At 66.5% G+C, this 14,695-nt stretch carries 13 protein-coding genes; 2 read left to right on the forward strand and 11 right to left on the reverse strand.

Annotated features, from left to right (window positions below; all coding sequences use genetic code 11):
* The 4 genes from N7573_RS14695 to N7573_RS14710 all read right to left on the reverse strand — a co-directional run.
* Nucleotides 1-1,500: hybrid sensor histidine kinase/response regulator (locus tag N7573_RS14695; protein ID WP_279943205.1), on the reverse strand; the 1,500-nt coding region annotated here is incomplete at its 3' end.
* Between the two features lie 4 nt (nucleotides 1,501-1,504).
* Entirely contained in the window at nucleotides 1,505-1,945 is a 441-nt protein-coding gene (locus tag N7573_RS14700) for a response regulator (RefSeq protein WP_005411057.1), read from the reverse strand.
* The gene (locus N7573_RS14705) at nucleotides 1,942-3,759 is read right to left on the reverse strand and encodes an ATP-binding protein (RefSeq protein ID WP_032130516.1); all 1,818 of its coding nucleotides are present in this window, start codon (nucleotides 3,757-3,759) and stop codon (nucleotides 1,942-1,944) included. Before N7573_RS14705 ends, N7573_RS14700 begins: the two co-directional genes overlap by 4 nt.
* Before the next feature lie 231 nt (nucleotides 3,760-3,990).
* On the reverse strand, nucleotides 3,991-4,374 hold the full coding sequence (locus N7573_RS14710) for a BON domain-containing protein (RefSeq protein WP_107433314.1): 384 nt from the start codon (nucleotides 4,372-4,374) through the stop codon (nucleotides 3,991-3,993).
* 171 nt (nucleotides 4,375-4,545) lie between these two features.
* Here N7573_RS14710 and N7573_RS14715 point away from each other — a divergent pair, with 171 nt between their 5' ends.
* Nucleotides 4,546-5,589, forward strand: coding sequence for an oxidoreductase (locus N7573_RS14715; RefSeq protein WP_279913267.1), 1,044 nt, complete (start codon nucleotides 4,546-4,548; stop codon nucleotides 5,587-5,589).
* 224 nt (nucleotides 5,590-5,813) lie between these two features.
* Here N7573_RS14715 and gnd read toward each other — a convergent pair whose 3' ends face one another.
* From gnd to N7573_RS14750, 7 genes are all read right to left on the reverse strand, one after another.
* A complete protein-coding gene (gene gnd, locus N7573_RS14720) occupies nucleotides 5,814-6,719 on the reverse strand; it encodes a phosphogluconate dehydrogenase (NAD(+)-dependent, decarboxylating) (RefSeq protein WP_014648435.1) in 906 nt (301 codons plus the stop codon).
* 10 nt (nucleotides 6,720-6,729) lie between these two features.
* A complete protein-coding gene (locus N7573_RS14725; protein ID WP_279913271.1) occupies nucleotides 6,730-7,968 on the reverse strand; it encodes a hypothetical protein in 1,239 nt (412 codons plus the stop codon).
* Nucleotides 7,969-7,985: 17 nt separating this feature from the next.
* Nucleotides 7,986-8,594: a DUF2242 domain-containing protein gene (locus tag N7573_RS14730; RefSeq protein WP_279913268.1), complete on the reverse strand. Its 609-nt coding sequence runs from the start codon at nucleotides 8,592-8,594 to the stop codon at nucleotides 7,986-7,988.
* A 241-nt stretch (nucleotides 8,595-8,835) separates the two neighbouring features.
* Nucleotides 8,836-11,013 carry a carboxy terminal-processing peptidase gene (locus N7573_RS14735; protein ID WP_032130309.1) on the reverse strand — a complete coding sequence of 726 codons (2,178 nt, stop codon included), beginning with the start codon at nucleotides 11,011-11,013 and terminating at the stop codon, nucleotides 8,836-8,838.
* 252 nt (nucleotides 11,014-11,265) lie between these two features.
* Nucleotides 11,266-12,276 carry a lipoyl synthase gene (lipA, locus tag N7573_RS14740; RefSeq protein ID WP_049421379.1) on the reverse strand — a complete coding sequence of 337 codons (1,011 nt, stop codon included), beginning with the start codon at nucleotides 12,274-12,276 and terminating at the stop codon, nucleotides 11,266-11,268.
* A gap of 18 nt (nucleotides 12,277-12,294) precedes the next feature.
* Nucleotides 12,295-13,005, reverse strand: coding sequence for a lipoyl(octanoyl) transferase LipB (gene lipB, locus N7573_RS14745; RefSeq protein ID WP_279913269.1), 711 nt, complete (start codon nucleotides 13,003-13,005; stop codon nucleotides 12,295-12,297).
* A complete protein-coding gene (locus N7573_RS14750) occupies nucleotides 12,993-13,271 on the reverse strand; it encodes a YbeD family protein (protein WP_005411067.1) in 279 nt (92 codons plus the stop codon). The genes lipB and N7573_RS14750 overlap by 13 nt, the downstream gene beginning before the upstream one ends.
* A 261-nt stretch (nucleotides 13,272-13,532) precedes the next feature.
* Here N7573_RS14750 and N7573_RS14755 point away from each other — a divergent pair, with 261 nt between their 5' ends.
* Complete coding sequence (locus N7573_RS14755; RefSeq protein WP_032130312.1) at nucleotides 13,533-14,606, forward strand: lipid A deacylase LpxR family protein; 1,074 nt, start codon at nucleotides 13,533-13,535, stop codon at nucleotides 14,604-14,606.
* Nucleotides 14,607-14,695: the final 89 nt, after the last annotated feature.

Consider the following 14,695-nt stretch of genomic DNA (forward strand, 5'->3'; position numbering starts at 1 on the left):
TTCAGCCACCGCGCGGAAGACCTGCTGCATCTGCAGCGGCTTGTGCAGCACATGCACCTCCACACCGGCCGGGAACGCGTCCGCCGCGACTGGCACCGCCGGGTCCTCCAGCACCAGCGCCGGACCGCGGTAGCCAAGCGTGGCCATCTCGCCCAGCAGCTGGCTGGCCGGCAGCAGCTTGGAACCGGCATCGGCAATCACCAGCGCCGGCATCGCCTCCTGCTGCATCCAGCGCAACGCCGCCGGGCCATCGGAGGCCAGCTGCAACTGGTAACCCTGGCTGGACAGCGCGTTGCCGAGCAGCGACAGGCGCGTGGCTTCGCCATCGACCACCAGGATCGACTGGCCACTGCCCAGCGCCACCAGCTGCTCGATCGGCTCGCTGCCATCGATGGCCTCATGCATCGGCAGGCGCAGTTCGAAGCAGGTGCCCTGCCCCGGCTGGCTGTTGACGTGGATGCTGCCACCGGCGCCTTCAACGATGCGCTTGCAGGAAATCAGCCCCAGGCCGGTGCCATCGGCCTTGGTGGTGAAGAACGGATTGAACAAGTGTGACAACGTGTCCGCATCCATGCCGATGCCTTCATCGGCCACGCAGATCTGCATCCAGTCCACGCCATCGCGCTCGCCGGCATGGCTGGCAGTCAGGCTCAGGCGACCGCCGTTGGGCATCGCCTGGATCGCGTTGAGCGCCAAGTTCAGCATCACCTGCTGCAGTTCGGTGTAGTTGGCGTCGACCACCAGACCTTCGTCCTGCACCTGCAACTCCAGGCGCACCGCATCGGGCACGTTGCTGCGCAACAGCAGCGCCACCGCATCGAACAGGCCATCGATCTCGATGCGCTCGCTGGGCTTGCGCGAGCCGCGCACGAACGACAGCATCGATTCGGCCATCTCGTGGCCACGGCGGCCGCACTCGGCAATGACATCGGCCAGGTGGTGCAGCTGCGGATCCTCGGTGCGCGCCTTCAGCAGGTCCGGCATGATCAGCAGCGGCTGCAGGATGTTGCGCAGGTCGTGGCTGAGGCCGGCGGCAAGCAGCGACAGGCTTTCCAGGCGCTGCGCGCGCATCAGCTCGGTTTCCACCCGTGCACGCTCTATGGCGCTGCGTGCATCGCGGATCGCACGCGCCACCGCCGACGGCAGGCGCGCCGGCAGGTGCTTGATGATGTAATCGTTGGCGCCCTTCTGCAGCGCCGCCACCGCGTTCTCCTCACCCATGGTGCCGGAGACGAAGATGAAGGGCACTTCCGGTGAGGTCTCGCGCACGATGCGCAGCGCGTCATCACCGGAGAACCCCGGCATGCTCAGGTCGGACAGCACGATGTCCGGCTGGAACGCGACCAGTGCCTGGCGCAGTTCAGCCTCGCTTTCGACGCGCTCGAAACGGGCCTCCAGGCCCGCGTCGAGCATCTGTTCGGACATCAGCTCGGCATCTTCCGGTGAGTCCTCCACCAGCAGGATGCGCAGCGCCCCCAGGGCGGGACCGGTCAGGGGCATGGGCTCACTCGAGTTCCGGTGCCTGGTTGATCAACGCCCAGAACTTGCCCAGGGTCTGCACCGCGCCGAAGAACTGGTCCACGTCCACCGGCTTGACCACATAGGCGTTCACGCCCATGTCCCAGCTGCGGGCCAGGTCGCTTTCCTCGCGCGAGGACGACAGGATCACCACCGGCAGGCGCTTGAGCTCTTCGTGCTCGCGGATCTGCCGCAGCACCTCCAGGCCATCCATGCGCGGCATCTTGATGTCCAGCAGCAGCACCGCCGGCAGGCCTTCCTCGCGGTTGGCGAAGGCACCACGGCGCAACAGGTAGTCCATCACTTCCACGCCATCCTCGACGTGCACGATGGGGTTGGCCAGACGCGCCTCTTCCAGGGCGTCGATCGCCATTTCGGCATCAGCCGGGCTGTCTTCGGCGAGAAGAATGGTGCGCAGAGTGGTCATGCAGAAGGCCCTTGTTTGTCCGCATCGATCGCGGGAGGCAGGTAGAAGTGGAAGGTGGCGCCGACGTCCGGTTCAGCCTCGGCCCAGATACGGCCGCCATGACGGGTGAGCACGCGGCGCACGCTGGCCAGGCCGATGCCGGTACCCGGGTAGTCGCTGGCCTTGTGCAGGCGCTGGAAGACACCAAACAGCTTGCCGGCGTAGGCCATGTCAAAGCCTGCACCATTGTCGCTGACCGTGAACTGATGACCGCCGTCAGGCTGTGGCTGGTAGTCCACGCGGATCTTCGCTGGTTCGCGGTTGCCCGAGTACTTCACCGCGTTGCCGAGCAGGTTCAGCCAGACCTGGCGGATCATGTTCTCATCGCCCACCACGATCGGCAGCGGCGCGATGCTCCACTCCACGTGGTGCGCATGGCCGCTGTTCTCGGCTTCGGCCTGCAGGTTGGAATCGAGCATGGCGCGGGTATCGGCCACCAGCGACTGCATGTCCACCGCCTGCTGGCGCATTGCCGCACGGCCCAGCCGCGAGTAGACCAGCAGGTCGTCGATCAGTGCCGCCATGCGCCGCGCCGAACTGGAGATCACCTCCAGGTAATGGCGGCTCTTGTCATCGGCGGCGTCGCCCAGATGGCGCGACAGCTTGTCGGAGAAACCGGCCACGTGGCGCAGTGGTGCACGCAGGTCGTGCGACACCGAGTAGCTGAAGGCTTCCAGTTCCCTGTTGACCTCGGACACCTGCGCAACCTTGCCTTCCAGCTGGCGGTTCAGTTCCTCCACCCGCAGCTGCACGGCACGCTGCACGGTGACGTCGCTGACCGTGAGCAACACCACTTCGTCGTCGGTGTCCGGCAGCGGCATGCGCCGCGCGTTGAGCAGCATGTAGCGCACCATGCCATCGGCGGCGCGCTGTTCATGCTCGAAGTCCCACAGTTCGCGGCCGCGCAACAGCACATCGGACAGTCGCTGGCGCATCACGGGGTCTTTCCATGCACCGTCGCCGACAGTGTCCAGCAACAGGCCATCGGCGCGTTCATCCTGCAGCCCGTACAGCTCGGCGAAGGCAGGGTTGTGCAGTTGCACACGCAGGTCGCGGTCGAGCAGCACGATCGGCTCACGCACGGTCTGCAGCACCGAGGCTGCACGCGCGGCCGAACGCAGCGACTGTCGTTCGGCATGCAGGCGGCGACCGATCTGCCGCTGCAGCAGCCACAGCACCAGGCCAAGCAGCGCCAGCTGGATCACCAGCGAACTCCACGACACCAGCTCGGTCTGCTTGCGCTGGCGTGCGGCCTGCTCGGCGCGCTGTGTCAGCAGCTTCTGCTCGCTCGCCTGCAGTTCCTCCACCAGGCCACGGATCGGATAGCGCGTGCTCAGGTCCTGCACCAGCTCGCGCTGATCACTGTTGGGTTCGGACTTTGCCAGTTCGCGGGCAAGCGCCATGCGCCCTTCCAGCATCGACTCGATACGGCCGATGCGGATCAGCTGCTCAGGATTGTCGCGGGTCATCCGGCCCAGTTCAGCCAGGCGACCGGGAAGGTCATTGGCTTTGGCCATGCGCTCGCGCAGGCCAGGCGCATCCACACCCTTGGACAGGGTCAGCGCAGCCGATTCGACATCGCGTACATCAGCCTGCAGCTGCTGCAGGGCCACACCCACGGCCTGGGTATGATTGACCCAGGCCATCGCATCTTCGCTGTCCTGCTGCAGTTGGCGCAGGGTCAACCACGGCACCACGATGATCGCGGCGGCGGCCAGCGCCAAGGCCGGCAACCGCCAACGGTCCCAGATGTCATCACTGAAAACCAGCGCCATAGTTCCTCGTCAGCACAGCCGCGGAGCGTAGGCCGATACCGGCCCGGCTGCGGCGGAACGGGCAATATAGCGCAGGCGGTCACAACTCTGGAGTTTCCAGCCTGGTTGGCTGAACGGGTTGCGGAAACCCACGGTAGAGCCGAGACGTGCTCGGCTGCAACCCAAAGGGCAGTCGAGCAAGCTCGACTCTACCCAGGCAGCGGGCGCCCCGCACCGGGGCGCCCGCCCGGTTCAGCGCTTGGCGGCAGCGCTGACCTTCAATGCGGCGGCATCGACGCGGGTCACGCCCTTGATGCCCTTGGCGGTGGTGACCGCCTTGTCCTTCTCGGCCTGGGTGGCCACGGCACCGCTCAGGCTGACCACGCCATTCACGGTTTCAACCTTGATTTCAGTGCCCGGAACGTTGCTGCTGGCCAGCAGGTCGGCCTTCACCTTGGTGGTGATCCAGCTGTCGGTCACCGGCTCGTTTGAGTCATGGCGATCGGCATGGGTCGTCGGATGAGTGCTGGTCGGCGGGCTCTTCGCGGCCGGGTCCTTGGCGAATGCAGCCGAGGAGGACAGCGCCAGGCCCAGGGTCAGGGCGGAAGCAATCAGCGTGCGGGTGGTATTGCTCATCGTGTCGTACTCCTTCGGGATGTGCTGCCAGTCTGGACAAGCCGCCGTAGAGCAGGCGTGGCGTTGCGGTCATGCCGCTGTGAATCGAGGCGATTCCAACGGCAACGGTTCAGTTTTGGCCTGTACGCAGGTGTCGTTTACCCTGCCCTTCCCCATTGCCGGAGCCGTCTCATGCGCCCCGACCTGCAACTGGCCCTGATCGGCTACGGCCTCGCCGGCCGCGTCTTCCACGCGCCGCTGATCCAGCACACGCCCGGCCTGGTGCTGCACAGCATCGTCAGTTCGCAGCGCGACACGTTGCTGCGCGCGTTCAGCGACGTGCACGTGCGCGCCACGCCGCAGGAGGTGTTCGACGACCCGGCGGTGGACGCGGTGGTGATCGCCACTCCGAACGCACAACACGCACCGCTGGCGATCGCGGCATTGGCCGCGGGCAAGCACGTGCTGGTCGACAAGCCGTTCGCGCTGGATGTCGCTGAAGCCGAAGCGGTGCTGGCTGCGGCACGTGATGCCGGACGCATCGCGACCGTGTTCCAGAACCGGCGCTTCGATGCCGACTTCCTCACCCTGCAGGCGCTGCTGGCCGAAGGCGCGCTCGGTGACGTGGCCGAGTGCCATGCGCACTTCGACCGCTACCGGCCGCAGGTGCGCGACCGCTGGCGCGAGCAGGACGGACCGGGCAGCGGCCTGTGGTACGACCTCGGACCGCACCTGCTGGACCAGATGCTGGTGCTGTTCGGCTGGCCCGAGGCCATCGATGCCGATCTGGCCGTGCAGCGCGAAGGCGGCAGCGGCATCGATTACTTCCACGCGGTACTGCACTACCCGCGGCATCGCGCGATCGTGCATGCCGGTTCGCTGGTGGCGGCCCCCACGCCGCACTTCAGTGTGCATGGCAGTCGTGGCAGCTGGATCAAGCATGGGCTGGACGTGCAGGAGGCACAGCTGCGGCGCGGTGTTGCGCCAGGAGCGCCAGGCTGGGGCATCGACCCACGGCACGGCGAGCTGGTGCGCTGCGATACTGAGGACAATGTGCAGCGCAGTACCGTGGACAACCTGCCGGGCGACTACCGGCGGCTGTATTCGCAGTTCTCGGCGGCGATGCACGGCGATGGCGAGCCGACGGTCAGTGCGGTGCAGGCACTGCAGCTGATGCGGTTGCTGCAGGCCGGCATGGACAGCGCGCGCGAAGGGCGGCGGGTTCAGTTGGGGTGACCGGCAGGGCTGCGCCCTGCACCTGCCGAATCAACGGCAACGTCAACGTCAAAAGCGGGCATTCCGTGGATGGCGGGGTGGGTCCGACGGTAGGTGTCGACCTTGGTCGACACATCGACGTGGAAACCATCGGAAACGGCTTTTGTAGAGTCGAGCCACGCCCGGCTGGCTGCATGGGGTCAGAGCCCTTTCCTGCGGAAAGGGATCCGACCCCGGCTTAGTGCTTACGACTTCTTGATGGCGTGGCCGCCGAATTCATTGCGCATCGCCGACAGCAGGCGGTCGGTGAACGAATTCGATTCGCGCGAGCGCAGGCGTTCCAGCAGCGACAGGGTGATCACCGGTGCCGGCACGTCCAGCGCGATGGCTTCGGCCACGGTCCAGCGGCCTTCGCCGGAATCCTCCACGTACGGGGCGATGCCATCCAGCGACGGATTGCGCTTGAGGGCTTCAGTGCTCAGGTCCAGCAGCCACGAACGCACCACGCTGCCGTGGCGCCAGACTTCGGCGACCTGGGCCAGGTCCAGTTCCATTTCCTGCTTGCGCTCCATCAGCGCGAAGCCTTCGGCGTAGGCCTGCATCATTCCGTACTCGATGCCGTTGTGGACCATCTTGGTGAAGTGGCCAGCGCCGGACGGGCCGACACGACCCCAGCCACGATCTTCGGCCGGTGCCAGCGTGCGCAGCAGCGGTGCGATCTGCTCCACCACCGACGCTTCGCCACCGACCATCAGGCTGTAGCCCTCCTGCAGGCCCCACACGCCACCACTGGTGCCGCAGTCGACGTAGCCCAGATCGTCTTCGGCCAGTGCCTTGGCGCGGCGGATCGAGTCCTGGTAGTTGGAGTTGCCGCCATCGATGACGATGTCACCCTCGGCCAGGTGCGGGGTCAACTGGCCCAGGGTCTGGTCGACGGTTTCGCCGGCCGGCACCATCAGCCACACCACGCGCGGTACCGGCAGCGCGGCAACCGCGGCGGCCAGCGAATCAACCACTTCCAGGCCGGCCTCGGCAGCGCGCTGGCGGGCACCTTCGCCCGGGTCGTAGCCAACCACGCGATGGCCGCCGCGATGCAGGCGCTGGGCCATGTTGGCGCCCATGCGGCCGAGGCCGATCATTGCAATATCCATTGTTTCACCTTCAGTTGGGGTCTAGGGTCAGGCTGCCTGGCCTGCCGGTAGCCGCGCAGTGGCGCAGCTGCGCCTCGCGCCAACGCCGGTAGAGCGTGGTATGCAGATTGTGCACCGCCAGGTCGATCGAAAACGGCGTTCGCGGGTTGCGATCGAGCAGGCGGGCGATGTGGTAGCCGATGGGACGTATACCGCGTGGATGCACATAGATCACGAACTGCTGGTAGAACGGATCGTCCAGCAGCTGGTCCATGCGTGCCAGCGTGTCGTGGTAGCGCGGTTCCAGCCGTGCACGAAGGTTGGGATCGCGCTCGAACAGCAGGCGCTCGAAGTAGCGCTGGCCGATGCGCGGGATGCCCTGCGCGAGTTTCCAGAGTTCGACATTGCGCTGGTCGTACCAGGCCAGGCCGCCATGCGCAGCCAGTGCCTGCGCGGCGCCCTCGCCCACCTCGACCACGACGAAGTTCTCGGCCTGGTTGCTCAGGTCATCCAGCGTGCCCTTGTCGTACACGTGCTCGATGAAACCGGGCACGCCAACGAAGGCCTGCCGTCCCATCGCCGAGGTGCGCACCGCCTTGCCATCAGCGAAGAAATCACCCGCGTGGGCACCGAGCAGGATGCTGTCGGTCTCGTGCAGGGCGAGAAAAGTGCCGATCGACAGTTCATCCGCTGCGAACTCCGTATCGAACGCGGCATCACCATAAAGCTCTCGTTGCGTGGCCAGCTGCGCGACCTGGCGGCCGCCCCCGCATTCGGCACGCACGGCACCGCTGTAGAACGCCTCCAGTGCATGACTGTTACCCGCGCTCGGCACGAAGCCACGACCGAAACTGCGTGTGCGCTGCCAGCCTTGCGCGCGTGGGCCCTGCAGGCCGAAGCCGATCCAGCCCAGCTGCGGGCCGGAGAAGCGGAAGGCGGGGTTGTCCTGCAGTGCAGAAGCCGCACGTTGCGTGGCCGCGCCCAGTTCGAAGGCATAGGCGCAGACCGTGGCTGGATCGTCCAGCAACTGTTGCAGCAACGCCTGGCGTGCTGCAGCGGACATTCCGGCCGGCCACCCCACGCGCAGATCGCCTGCCGCCTGTGCTTCAGCCAGCGAGGCACGTGTACACACCGGGCCGCCGTGCACCTGTGGTGCACCGGCCGTGACCTCGTCAAAGCGCCATCCCAGCCGCTGCAGCAGGCCCTGCGTGCAGTCCGGCGTTGCGGACGCAATGCCCAGCGCGGGCATCAGCAGGAGTGCCACGCCCATCAACCTGCCGCGCACGATCACCCTTGATCCGTGCTGCGGGCCGGTGCGGGCTCGGACGATGCAGGCTCGGGCGGCGCGAGCGCAGGCGGTGCGGGTTTGCCAGCATCCGCAGGCAGATACTGTTGCAGGCGCTGGAAGAAGCGCTGATAGAACCCGGCATCGGTGACGGTGCTGCTGGCCACTTTCACCAGCGAGTCGTCATTGCTGCCGAACGGCAGCGACACCGAGCCCAGCGCACCAACGCCCGCGCTGGCCGACGTCGGGCTCTTCTTCAGCGCGTAGCGGTCCTGCACGGCGCTGACGAATACCAGCGTCTGGCTGCCACGCGGCGCGCAGGAGATGCGCAGCACCAGCTGCTCGTGGTCGTCCTCGCGTGGCTGGAAGTTCTTGTTGCCTTCCACCTGCGCTTCGTCGGAGCGGGCGATGGCGTAGCCCTGGCTGAGCAGGGTGCGCCGCGCGGCCTCGCAGGCGTCACCGGGGCGGCCATCGACGGTACGCGAGAAGGTGTCGCCGGAATCAAAGGATTCGCGCAGCAACGTACTGTCGGCGGCGCGGCCACCACAGGCCGACAGGATCAGGGCGCTGGCGAGCGCCACGGCAGCACTGGAAAGACGGGAGGCCCGCATGGGTACTCCTGCGAGGACGGTACCGCCAAGGGTAGCCCTGCGGCCGTGTGCGGCAGGTCGAAACCGGCGTGACCGAGCCCCCCGTTGCTGCCGGTTCATACACAGAAAAGGGGACGGAGGGGATTAAGTCGTTTGTGGCACTTCGCTCGCCGGGCATGGCCCGGCACTACCGTGAACGAGGTCCCCAGACAGAAAGGGGCCGGCAATGCCGGCCCCTCGGGTATCACATGCCGTCGCCGGCTCAGTCCGCCCAGCGACCAGCGCCGGTCGACTGCGGCAGCACCTGCGCCGACAGCGGGCGATCATTGGCCAGCAGGTTCACCGCATCGGCCAGGATCGAGGCCGACTCGCGCAGCAGCGGGTCCGGACGCTTCTCGGCAGCCTTCTCGCGGGCGGCATCCTTTACGATGTCGCGCTCGTTGCCAGTCAGGCCGTCGTCGTTGCTGTCATCGGCCAGCGGGTCCAGGGCCAGGCCCAGTTCCTTGCGCATCGCCTGGCGCTCCTTGCGCTGGGTGTCCTGGCGCTCACGCTCGGCGCGGCGGGTGGCCTCGTTGAGCGAGATGTACTTCTTCGCGGCCTCGGTGCGGAACTGCTGCACGTCCTCGTTCCACCACTGGAATTCCTTGTCGGCGGCGATGCGCGCGTCATGGCGGGTTTCCAGCTTCGGCAGCAGCGGCGCGAAGTTGCCGTACTGGGTGTGCGGCACGGCAGCGATGCGGGTCCACGGCAGCGCGTTGTCGTAGGTGCTCTCGCCGAACTCGGTGGCATCGACGCTGGCCGGGAAGGCCAGGTCCGGCACCACACCCTTGTGCTGGGTGCTGCTGCCGCTGATGCGGAAGAACTGGGCGATGGTCAGCTTCACCTGGCCGAAGCGCTGGGTCTCGCCACTCGGCCAACGGTCCAGGTCGACGATGTTCTGCACGGTGCCCTTGCCGAAGCTGGTTTCACCGATCACCAGGCCACGACCGTAGTCCTGGATGGCGCCGGCGAAAATCTCCGAAGCCGAGGCCGAACCGCGGTTGATCAGCACTGCCAGCGGGCCATCCCATGCCACGCCCTGGTTGCGGTCGCTGTTGACGGTGACGCGGCCACCGGACTCGCGCACCTGCACCACCGGGCCCTGCTCGATGAACAGACCGGTCAGTTCAATGGCTTCATCCAGCGAACCACCACCGTTGTTGCGCAGATCCAGCACCACGCCGTCCAGCTTGTCGTTCTTGAAGCCGGCCAGCAGCTTGGCCACGTCGCGGGTGGCCGAGGCGTAGTCGGCCGCGTTGCGGCGACGGCCTTCGAAGTCCTGGTAGAAGGTCGGCAGCTTGATCACGCCGACCTTGCGCGCCGGTTCGCCATTGGCGGCCGGAATGGTCATGGTCTCGCCCTTGGCGGCCTGTTCGGCCAGGCGCACCTTCTGGCGGGTCAGCACCAGGGTGTGGTGCTTGCCGTCGGCGCCCTCAGCAGCCGGGATGAACTCCAGCTTGACCTGGGTATCCTTGGCGCCGCGGATCTTGGCCACAACGTCGTCGATGCGCCAGCCGATCACGTCCTCGACCAGGCCGGACTTGCCCTGGCCGACGCCAACGATACGGTCACCCGGCTTCAGCGTGCCATCCACTGCGGCCGGGCCACCGGCGATGATCTCGCGGATCACCACCACGTCGTCCTGGCGCTGCAGCTGCGCACCAATGCCTTCCAGCGACAGCGACATCGCCTGGTTGAAGTTCTCGGCGGTGCGCGGCGTGAAGTAATCCGTGTGCGGGTCAACGGCGCTGGTGTACGAGTTCATGAAGAACTGGAAGACGTCTTCGCCCTTCAGTTCATTGACCGACTTCTCCAGCGTCGCGTAGCGCTTGTCCAGCGTCTTGCGGATGTCGTCCGGCTTCTTGCCGGCCAGCTTCAGGCGCAGCCAGTCGTTCTTGACCGACTTGCGCCACAGCTCATCCAGTTCAGCGCTGCTGGCCGCCCACGGCACCTTCTTGCGGTCGTATTCGAAACGCTCGTCGGTGGTGAAGTCCGGCTCCTGCTTGAGCAGCTTGCGCGCATAGGCCACGCGTTCGCCGACGCGCTGCTTGTAGACCGCGAACACCTGGAACGCCGGCTCCAGCTCGCCGCCACGGATGGCCGAGGAAATGTTGGCTTCGAACGGCGCGAAGCGCGCCACGTCGGCCTGGGTGAAGTACTGCTTGCCGCCGTCCAGCGTCTCCAAGTAGCGCTTGAACACGTCCTTGGAGGTGGCCTCGTCCAGCGCACGCGGGCGGTACGCGTAGCGGCTGTCGGACAGCAGGCCGTACACCAGCTTGGAGGTGGTCACCTGATCGGCGGTTGCCGCAGCGGGCAATGCCGGCGAATCGGCCTTGGCCGCCAGCGCCAGCGGCGCGACCAGCGCCAGGGCCATCAGGAATGCGGGGGCTTTGAATTTCATTGACGTGCTCGAAGGCGCCTTGCCAAGGGGGAGACTGCGGGGTGTTAAGACACCACGACAGTGCCGAAAGTTGCCGGGTTTGTCACCCGGCCGCGCTCGGTGGAAAACCAGCCTAGCCGGGCCGGTGTAGCAAATTGTGAATGCAGGCGAAGGCGTGGGACCAACGGTCCGCACCCACGATGGTGGTGGCACCCATTGGCAGCGCCGGGCCGTGCTTGGCGAAGGCGTGCGGACCAACGGTCCGCACCCACCTCAGGAGACGCCGGCGCCCTTGGCCTGCACGTCGGCGTGGTACGACGAGCGCACCATCGGGCCGGAGGCCACGTGGCTGAAGCCCAGCTCGTAGCCGTAGTCTTCCAGCGCCTTGTAGTCCTCGGGGGTCCAGTACTTCAGCACCGGGTGGTGATGCGCGGTCGGCTGCAGGTACTGGCCGATGGTGATCATGTCCACGTCGTGCGCGCGCAGGTCACGCATGGTGGCCTTGATCTGTTCGAACTCTTCGCCCAGGCCCAGCATGATGCCGCTCTTGGTCGGCACGTCCGGGTGCTGCGCCTTGAAGTTCTTCAGCAGGTTCAGCGACCACTGGTAGTCCGCACCCGGGCGCACGTTGCGGTACAGGTCCGGCACGGTTTCGATGTTGTGGTTGAACACGTCCGGCGGGTTCTGCGCCAGGATCTCCAGCGCGCGCTCCATGCGGCCCTTGCCGCGGAAGTCCGGGGTCAGCACTTCGATGCGGGTGCCCGGCGACTTCGCGCGGATGGCACTGATGCAGTCGACGAAGTGCTGGGCACCGCCGTCGCGCAGGTCATCTCGGTCGACGCTGGTCACCACCACGTACTTCAGCCCCATGTCGGCCACGGTCTGGCCGAGGCTGGCCGGTTCGTTGGCATCCGGCGGCTTCGGGCGGCCGTGGGCGACGTCGCAGAACGAGCAGCGGCGGGTGCAGACCTCGCCGAGGATCATGAACGTTGCCGTGCCGTGGCCGAAGCACTCGTGGATGTTCGGGCAGCTGGCTTCCTCGCACACCGTCACCAGGCGGTTCTCGCGCAGCTTGGCCTTCAGGTTCTGCACCGCATTGCCCGAAGGAATGCGCACGCGGATCCAGGACGGCTTGCGCAGCACCGGCGCGTCGGCGAACTGCACCGGCGAGCGGTTGATCTTGTCACCGCCCAGCTGCTTGACCCCGGCCTGCAACGGCGCGGCGGACGGAGAGTCGCCCTGCACGATCTGCAGGGGAATGGAACGGGCGGTGGTTTCAGTCATGGCAGTTCCGGGGGGCGGTCAGGCGGCCGCAGAAAGATCAGGCAGTTCGGGCGTGGGCTGCAGCAGCAGGCCGAACTGGCGGGCCAGGTGGTCCAGCAGCACCGGCTTGACGGCCTCCATCCCGGAGGGCCCGCCCAAGTCTACTACCGAGGTCACCTGCAACCCCTGATAGCCACAGGGGTTGATACGGTGGAAAGGTTCCAGGTCCATGGCCACGTTGAAGGCCAGGCCATGGAAGGTACAGCCGCGGCGCACGCGGATGCCGAGCGCGGCGATCTTGGCGCCACCGACGTAGACGCCCGGGGCGCCCTCGCGGCGTTCGGCGCCGATGTTCCACTCGGCCAGGGTATCGATGATGGCCTGCTCGATGCGGCACACGTAGTCGCGCACACCGATGCCCAGCCGTGGCAGGCGCAGCAGCGGATAGACCACCAGCTGGCCGGGGCCGTGATAGGTCACCTGGCCGCCGCGGTCCACGTGCAGCACCGGGATCTCGCCCGGCGCCAGCACATGCTCGTCCTTGCCGGCCTGGCCCAGGGTGAATACCGGGTCGTGCTCGACCACCCACAGCTCATCGGCATCGGCGTCGCTGCGCTGGTCGGTGAAGCGCTGCATGGCGCGCCACACCGGTTCATAGGCCTGGCGGCCGAGGTCACGGACCACCGCCGGACGCGGCGCGCGGTCTTCCGGGGCGGCTTCGGCCGGGCAGCTGTCGGCTACAGCGTCCACTTCACTTCCGGGTGGTCGCGCAGTGCCTGGTGCGCCAGGTCGTACTGTTCGCGGCTCTCGGCCTTGAACACGATGCGCACGGACACGTACTTGCCGTTGGAGGAATGCTTCCAGCTGATGCGTTCGTTGACGACATCGATGCCGGCAGCCAGCAGCAGGCGGGGGAGCTCATGTTCCAGGCCGCGGTTGGCCGGGCCCATGGCACTGAGCTCGAACTGGCCGGGGAACTGGAAGCCGTGGTCGGGGTTGTCGGACTTGATTTCCATGCCCCCATTATCGGGCCGCAGGCCAACAAACCCAAGAGTATTCATCAACGTCAAACAGTGCACCGGTGAGTCGCTGCGTTGCAGCTGAACAGCCGTTCAGCATTGGCCGTTGCCCCTTGGGGCGCCGCAGGACAGTGCAGGATTGTCTTCACGAGACAATGTCGTTTTCGGAACAGACAAGTGATTCGAACGCGCTCGTTCCATCACGCCCGCACGAGTACCGTGTCGCGGCATATAACGACAGACAGAAAAAACCTCCACATGAGCCCCCCTTCCCAACGCCGCCTTGCAGCCCTCGGGCTGTCCGGCCTGCTGGCTGCTGCCCTCCCCCTCGCCGCCCAGGCGGCCGAACAATGTGGCCCGGACGCGATGCGCGACCACCCTCCGCAGGTCAATTTCCGCGTTGACAACGACCTGTTCGGCGGCCGCCACCAGGACCAGGGCTATACCAATGGTGCACTGTTGACCCTGGTCTCGCCCAATCTGGTCGATTACACCGACGACCCCTGCCTGCCACGCATGGCCCGCTGGGTGAACCAGTACCTGGAAGGGCTGCATCCGGGCAAGTTCGAACAGCAGAACATGATCTTCAGCATCGGCCAGGGCATCTTCACCCCGACCGATTTCAGCCGCAGGGACCTGATTGAGGACGACCGCCCTTACGCCGGCGTACTGATCGCAAACTTCGGTTTCAATGCGCGCAGCGGCGACCGCCTGCAGACCACCCAGCTGACGCTGGGCGTGGTTGGCCCGTGGGCACAGGGCAAGCAAGTGCAGAATGCCGTGCACGAAGTGCTGGGCGACGAGAAATTCAAGGGCTGGGACAACCAGCTGCACAACGAGCCCCTGTTCATGCTGACCCATGAGCGCATGCGCCGCTGGCCGGGCGATGCCAGCGTCAATGCCGACGGCTGGGGTTGGGACGCGATCAGCCACTACGGCGGATCGATCGGCAACCTGGAAACCAAGGCCAACCTTGGCGGTGAAGTGCGCTTCGGCTGGAAGCTGCCGGACGACTTCGGCAGCACGCCGTTGCGCCCGGCCGGTGAGAACACTGCGCCGACCCGTGGCGGCCGTCCCAATGGCTGGTCCTGGCACCTGTTCGCGACCTCGGACGCCGCCTGGGTGATCCGTGACATCACGCTGGATGGCAACACGTTCCGCAACAGCCACAGTGTGGACAAGCGCCACGTGGTGGCCTACGGCGGCTATGGCGTGGCGGTGATGTACGGACGCTGGAAGTTCGCTGCGGCGCGTTACCACAGCACGCGCGAGTTCAACGGCCAGCGCGAAGCGCCGGTGTTCGGCAGCTTCACCATCAGCCGCTCGCTGTAGGTAGGTGCCGACCGTTGGTCGGCACACCGGGGCCGGCATATCCGGATGGGTTCATGAGGAGCCGGCCAGCGGCCGGCACTACCCACATC

Source organism: Stenotrophomonas sp. GD04054 (assembly GCF_029836955.1).
GTDB classification, from domain to species: domain Bacteria; phylum Pseudomonadota; class Gammaproteobacteria; order Xanthomonadales; family Xanthomonadaceae; genus Stenotrophomonas; species Stenotrophomonas maltophilia_A.

What these genes read in the sequence shown, in the direction of transcription:
- N7573_RS14700 (WP_005411057.1), bottom strand. Translation starts at nt 1,945, where the DNA reads ATGACCACTCTGCGCACCATTCTTCTCGCCGAAGACAGCCCGGCTGAT.
- N7573_RS14705 (WP_032130516.1), bottom strand. Translation starts at nt 3,759, where the DNA reads ATGGCGCTGGTTTTCAGTGATGACATCTGGGACCGTTGGCGGTTGCCG.
- N7573_RS14710 (WP_107433314.1), bottom strand. Translation starts at nt 4,374, where the DNA reads ATGAGCAATACCACCCGCACGCTGATTGCTTCCGCCCTGACCCTGGGC.
- N7573_RS14715 (WP_279913267.1), top strand. Translation starts at nt 4,546, where the DNA reads ATGCGCCCCGACCTGCAACTGGCCCTGATCGGCTACGGCCTCGCCGGC.
- gnd (WP_014648435.1), bottom strand. Translation starts at nt 6,719, where the DNA reads ATGGATATTGCAATGATCGGCCTCGGCCGCATGGGCGCCAACATGGCC.
- N7573_RS14725 (WP_279913271.1), bottom strand. Translation starts at nt 7,968, where the DNA reads ATGGGCGTGGCACTCCTGCTGATGCCCGCGCTGGGCATTGCGTCCGCA.
- N7573_RS14730 (WP_279913268.1), bottom strand. Translation starts at nt 8,594, where the DNA reads ATGCGGGCCTCCCGTCTTTCCAGTGCTGCCGTGGCGCTCGCCAGCGCC.
- N7573_RS14735 (WP_032130309.1), bottom strand. Translation starts at nt 11,013, where the DNA reads ATGAAATTCAAAGCCCCCGCATTCCTGATGGCCCTGGCGCTGGTCGCG.
- lipA (WP_049421379.1), bottom strand. Translation starts at nt 12,276, where the DNA reads ATGACTGAAACCACCGCCCGTTCCATTCCCCTGCAGATCGTGCAGGGC.
- N7573_RS14750 (WP_005411067.1), bottom strand. Translation starts at nt 13,271, where the DNA reads ATGGAAATCAAGTCCGACAACCCCGACCACGGCTTCCAGTTCCCCGGC.
- N7573_RS14755 (WP_032130312.1), top strand. Translation starts at nt 13,533, where the DNA reads ATGAGCCCCCCTTCCCAACGCCGCCTTGCAGCCCTCGGGCTGTCCGGC.